Source organism: Synechococcus sp. H60.1, from assembly GCF_047462335.1.
In the GTDB taxonomy this organism is placed as follows: Bacteria; Cyanobacteriota; Cyanobacteriia; order Thermostichales; family Thermostichaceae; genus Thermostichus.
Map to the genome: position 1 here is coordinate 10,388 of NZ_JANSJA010000078.1, position 4,213 is coordinate 14,600.

General features: G+C 61.6%; 2 protein-coding genes. Both read right to left on the minus strand.

What is annotated here, in order from left to right; all coding sequences use genetic code 11:
* Positions 1-209 precede the first annotated feature (209 nt).
* Positions 210-1,547: an alkaline phosphatase gene (locus NW852_RS04510; protein WP_414372783.1), complete on the minus strand. Its 1,338-nt coding sequence runs from the start codon at positions 1,545-1,547 to the stop codon at positions 210-212.
* 209 nt (positions 1,548-1,756) lie between these two features.
* Positions 1,757-4,129, minus strand: coding sequence for a DUF3488 and DUF4129 domain-containing transglutaminase family protein (locus tag NW852_RS04515; protein ID WP_414399216.1), 2,373 nt, complete (start codon positions 4,127-4,129; stop codon positions 1,757-1,759).
* Positions 4,130-4,213 lie beyond the last annotated feature (84 nt).

Consider the following 4,213-nt stretch of genomic DNA (forward strand, 5'->3'; position numbering starts at 1 on the left):
GCCCAGGGCAGACTTTTCACTCCTTCTTAGCTCTCTTTCCTGAACAGGACGTTCCCTCACCCCCAGCCCCTCTCCCCTTGGGGGAGAGGGGAGTTGGGGATCGGCATAACGAGCTGTTCCATCGCTATTCGGAATGCCTGTAAAAAAAGGGATCCATCGGATCCCTTCAGTCCTCAAAAGCTTGGGGCAAACGACGGGCCTGCCGGAGACTACGGCTTCAGCTCGCTGGGGATGCGCTCCCCGAAGAGAACTGTGTAGAGAATGCGGTAAATGTCGGTGTTCAGGATCCCGGTGGTGGGCACCAGCTCGCGAGCGTTCAGACCCGCCGCGCGGGCGATAACTCCACTGCCGGCGTCGTCTCCAGTGGCCCACGCCACCGCAAAGGGGCGGCGGTTGCCGTTCTTGTCGGGTGCTGAAACAAATGGCTTCGTACCCGTGCCCTCGACGCCATCGATGGGGGCGCCGCTTTCTTCGGGGTCAGTGGGGGGCAGCGGCTCATCGGCAGACTCCACATCCACCAACTGCATCCCGCCGGCGTTGCTGTCGCTGGTGGTGATCATGAAGGTTTTGGGATTCTTCTCGATGAAGTCGAGAATTACCCCAATGGCATCGTCAGCCCGCTTCATGGCCCCCAGGCAGCCGGAAGCATTGAGGTTGTTGCACATGTTGTCGGTGCCCTCTTCCTCAATGACGGCGAAGAAGCCCTTGGGATTGCGGGAGATCCGCTCCAGGGCAAACTGCGTCATCTCGGCAATGGTGGGCGCGCTGGCGATGTAGTTGGGCAAGTTTTCTTTGCGCAGCTCTTCTTCAGGTTTGTCGTAGAAGGTGTCCTCTACGTTGAACACCCCCAAAACCTTGGCGGCATCCGCCGGCAGCTTCAGCAGCTCATCGCGGGTGTAGACGACGGCATACCCTTTTTTCTTGGCTTCCTCGATGAGGTTGCGGCCATCCTTGCGCTTCCCTTGGCCAAAGCGCCCCTGGACGCCTTCCGGCAACAGCCATTCCTCACCGGCCCCCAGGATGATGTCTACCCCCGACTCCACCACTTCCAGGGCGATCTCTTCGTAGTCGCTGCGCTTGGGAGCTTCAGCAACAAAAGCAGCCGTCCCCGGCTCGATGATGGATCCCGACTGCACCAGGGCCGTACCCAAACCCGCCGCCACAGCATCTTCCATGATCGTGTTCAGGGTGCCGTTGGCCGAGGGATACTCCTTGCCGTCCGGATCCAAGCCAAAAGATGCGCCATGCACACGAGTGCCTGTGGCATGCGTCACCGCCCCGGCGTTGGAGGTTCCACCCAATAGGTCAAGGTGATGGCCACGATAGGTGGTGATGACAGGCAGACGATCCCAGTTCAAGAAGCCATCCGGGCCGTAGTGGAGAATGCGCGTGATGTCCCAGTGGGAGGCCGAAGTGCCATCGGGGTGGAAAAAGATCGCCCCGTTGCCGGTCGGCTTCGGCGCCGCCTGGGCCAGGCTAGAAAAAAGGGAAGAGGACAGTAGGCACAGCGTTGCGGCCAGAGCTGCCCTCAGAGAATGGTTACGCATAGTAAACCTGCCCTTGCTTGTTCAAGGCTGAACGTCAAGGAAAGTAACACAGCCTTGGATTCCTTAGCAAGGTCACAGGCAAAACCAGCGGCAGAGCCCACTTGCAACAATGGCCTACCGCTTATGTCTATACCTAGAGTTAACTATCTCTTAACCACCTCATAACGTCAAGGCTGCTCGTAGAGCTCCAGGGCCCAGCCGGCTTCAGGTCAAGCGGCTCTTTTAGAAGTAAGCGTCGAACTTTTGGCCTGCCAGGCCTGCCTAAGCTGTCGGAGTTGTCGTTGCCAACGCTGCAGTTCCCCGGCTGCCAGCGGGATCCCGCCAAAGCGCACCTCCAGGTAGCGCTGCAAGAACTGGATGGCGAGCTCGGCTTGGGGCAAGTTGGACTGGTGCAAGTGTTCTAGGCAGGCTTCAGGACCTAGGTGGGCTGGGATCCCCACTGCCGTCGCCAGCTCCCGCAGTTGGAGGTAAAGCCTGGAGATGGCCTGGCGGCGCCGTTGCGACTTGGGCAGGGCTGCCGGGATCCAGCGCATGCCGGCAAAGGCCAGACTTGGCAGCAGGATCCCGATCATCCAGGTGGGCCATTCTGGGGGTGGCTGCCACAGGGATCCCATCACCACTCCATTGCCAAGCGTGGCCAAGAGAACCCATCCCCCATCCTGCCAGCGCACGGCCTGGTAGCGGCGGCGGCGGCCCCAGTAGGCCGTGAAGCCAGTGATGACCATCACCCCCAGCAGCGGCAGGCTGTTTTGCTGCAGGCTTTGCCGCCAGCCCACCAAGCTGCGGCGGAGGGCGGCAACGACATCCTCCTGCTTTTGGGGAGCGGTCACGCGGCTGGCCAGCTCCTGAATCTGCCGCCAGATCTGCCGCTGGGTGGATAGGTCGTACTGGATGACGTACTTAAACCAACGGAAGCGCAGGCTGTCGTAAAAATCCTGCAAGGGATCCCACCAGCTTTGCCGCTGGCTGACATTGGCCTCTGGCGGCGTGGCGTCGAAGCGGATCCATCCATAGGGGCCAAAGGGGATCTCCGTCCAAGAATGGGCATCGGCGTTGCGCACCGCCAGGTACTTTTCCTGCGCCACCCAGCGCCCGCCCAAAAAGCCATTGACCACGCGGGCCGGGATGCCAAGGCTGCGGGCCAGCACCGTCAGGGCGGTGGCAAAGTATTCGCAGTGGCCGCGGCGGTGGGTAAACAAAAAGGCCTCCAAAGGCGGCTCAGCCCCGGGATCCGGCAGATCCGTGGTGTAGGCGTAGTTCTCCAGCAGATAGTTCTGCAGAGCCGCTACCTTGCCAAAGACATCGGGGATCCCAGCCGTGATCTCCTCTGCCAAGGCGGGAATGCGCGGATCTAGATCTGCCGGCAACTGCAGGTAAGCTGCCCGCTGGGCTGGGTCAAGAGCACTCAGCAGCTCCTCCTGGCTAAGCTGGCGCAGGCGGGGCTCCAGATCGCGGGGGATCCAGCTCACGGCGCGGTAGAGATAGGGCAGCCGGGGGGGCAGAGAATGGCTGACATCCCCGCTCTCGTGCAGGAGGAGGCGGCGAGTTTGCCGTTGCCATGCCTGCTGAGGGGTCATCACTCCACCCCGATCCAACCACTCCACCTCCAGCAGCGGCGCCACCCCAAAGACGGTGTTGGTGGCCAGCGGCTCTAGGTAAATCCGCTGCTCCAGGGGGAAGAACTGGAGGTCGCTAGCGGTGGGGATCAAGGGGGAAGCCGAGAGATCAAAAACCCCTGCTGCATTGGGGAAAATCGGGATCGCGTGGTCCAGCGTCCGCGACCAAGCCCGCCCGTCGTAGCGATCAAAGCTGATCCCCCGCCAGTAGAGGGACTCCACCTGGGGCGGCACCCCCGCCGGGAACTCCACCCGCATGACAACAGTGCTGTCGGTCTTGAGGGTGCCGAACTCCCCCAGGCTGACTTCCTCGGCAAAGCCGGTGGTCATCACCGGCGAGCGGGCCTGCCGGCCTAGCAGCCCCAAGCTAAGGCGCGGAAAGAGGAAAAACAAAACCACCGAGAGAAGGGTTGCCAGCAAAGCCAGGGATCCAAGCAACCCCAGAAAGTTGAGGTCGATCCCGCGGACTTGGCTGGCCGCCTGGGGGTACTGCTCCGCCTGCAGGCGCAGGTGATAGAGGGTGAGGTTAACCAGCCCCACCCCCACATACAGCAGGAATAAAAACCCAAAGCTGATGTCCTCGTTAAAGAGGGTGGCAATGGCCATCAGAAGCAAAGACAACACCGCCAACTGAATGTAGTCGGCTGCCCGCTCCCGCTGAAACAACTTGGCCCCCGTAAGGTAGAGCACCAGGCCTATGGCCCCATCCGAAAGCGGCAGCACGCCCGCAAGCACCAGAGCCGCCAAGCTGACCAGCACGCTCACCGTCAGGGGCATCCACAGGGGCGCATAGCGGGCAAAGCTAATGCGGGGCGGCTCCCAAAACCAACTGGCAGCCCCCGCCGCCAAGCAGAGGGCGATAACCGCCGGCGACAGGGCCTGATCCCCAAGGCAGAGGGCCGTAAAGGCAATCCCCACCAGCAGGTAGATGAAGAGCTTTTGGACGGCAAGCAGTGGCCAGGTCATGGGCTAGGTTGCTTCGGGATCCCTCAAGTGGCCCTTCCAAGATAGCCAAGTCTTTCCTCTTCTCCTGCCCCCTATTGCCGCCAC

Bases quoted from the DNA above. Each gene is read 5' to 3' on its own strand.
- NW852_RS04515 (WP_414399216.1), bottom strand. From the start codon at position 4,129: ATGACCTGGCCACTGCTTGCCGTCCAAAAGCTCTTCATCTACCTGCTG.
- NW852_RS04510 (WP_414372783.1), bottom strand. From the start codon at position 1,547: ATGCGTAACCATTCTCTGAGGGCAGCTCTGGCCGCAACGCTGTGCCTA.